The sequence below is a fragment of the Streptomyces sp. NPDC054883 genome (assembly GCF_053610645.1).
On record NZ_JBSGYT010000109.1, the window covers coordinates 1 to 1,590 of the forward strand.

General features: G+C 73.9%; 1 protein-coding gene. It reads left to right on the plus strand.

Annotated elements, in window-relative coordinates:
* Window positions 1–1,590: condensation domain-containing protein (locus tag ACWGH1_RS35145; protein ID WP_453409357.1), on the plus strand; the 1,590-nt coding region annotated here is incomplete at both ends.

Below are 1,590 nucleotides of genomic sequence, written 5' to 3' on the forward strand. Positions count from 1 at the left end.
CCTCACCAACCGCATCTCCACCACCCTCGGCGTCACCCTCACCCTCCGCGACGTCTTCCAGCACCCCACCCCCGCCACCCTCGCCCGCCGCATCGCCGACTGCTCCGGCCGGCCAGCGCTCGCGCCCCTCACCCGGGCGGTGAACCGCCCCGAGACGCTGCCGCTGTCCTTCGCGCAGCAGCGCCTGTGGCTGGTGGCCGGGCTCTCCGGGGGCGGGAGCGCGTACAACGTCCCGATGGCCGTCCGCCTGGAGGGGGAGCCGGACGTCGCCGCGCTGCGCGCCGCGTTCGGTGACGTGGTCGCCCGGCACGAACCGCTGCGGACCCGGTTCGCCACCGTGGACGGCAACCCCTGCCAGCTCGTCGCGCCGCCGACCGAAGTGCCCTGGTTCGAGGTACGGAGCGTCGCGCCCGACGCCCTCGACGCCGAACTGCTCGCGGCTGCCGGGCACTCCTTCGACCTGGCCGCCGAATGCCCCCTGCGCGCGACGCTGTTCCGGTCCGGCGCGGCCCGGTACACCCTGCTCGTGCTGCTGCACCACATCGCCACCGACGGGCAGTCGCTGCGGCCCCTGTTCGCCGATCTCTCGTCGGCCTACGCCGCCCGGCTGGCCGGCGCCGCCCCCGACCTCGCCCCGCTGCCCGTCGACTACGCCGACTACGCCCTGTGGCAGCGCGCGGCGCTCGACGGGCCACCGCTGGAGGAGCAGCTCGGCTACTGGAAGACGGCGCTGGAGGGCCTCCCCGAGGAACTGGGCCTGATCCACGACCGGCCGCGGCCGCCCGTCGCCGGGCAGCGCGGCGGGGTGGTCAGGGTGGACTTCGGCGCCGAGCTGCACAAGCGGGTGCGGGAACTGGCGCGGGCCGAGCGCTGCACGCCGTTCATGGTGCTCCAGGCGGCCCTGGCCGCGACGCTGACCCGGCTGGGGGCCGGTACCGACATCCCGCTCGGCTCGCCCGTCGCCGGACGCTCCGACGAGGCGCTGTCCGACCTGGTCGGCTTCTTCGTGAACACGCTCGTACTGCGTACCGACACCTCCGGGAACCCTACGTTCCGGGATCTGCTGGGCCGGGTCCGCGCCGCCGATCTGGATGCCTTCGCCCATCAGGACGCCCCGTTCGACCTGGTGCTGGAGGCGGTGAACCCGGCCCGCTCACTCGCCCGGCACCCGCTGTTCCAAGTCTGTCTCGCACTGGAGTCCGGGCCAGCCGCCGGACCCGGGCTGGTGGGCGTCCGGGCCGGCGCCGCGGAGCCGCTGGCGACCGGAGCGGTCAAGTTCGACCTGGAGTTCTTGCTGCACGCGGACGAGGACTCCGGCCTGACCGGGGCGGTGCTGTACAGCTCGGACCTGTACGAGCACGCCACCGTGGAACGGATCGTCGCCATGCTGCGGCGCACGCTGGAACAGGTGGCGGTGGGACCGGAACTCGCCCTTTCGGAGATCGAGTTGCTGGGCGACGTGGAGCGGCGTCAGGTGCTGGAGGAGTGGACGGGGACCCGCCGCGAGATCGGGGAGCGGACGCTGACGGACCGCTTCGAGGAGCAGGTCCGGCTCCTCCCCGACGCACGGGCGGTGCTCTTCGAAGGACG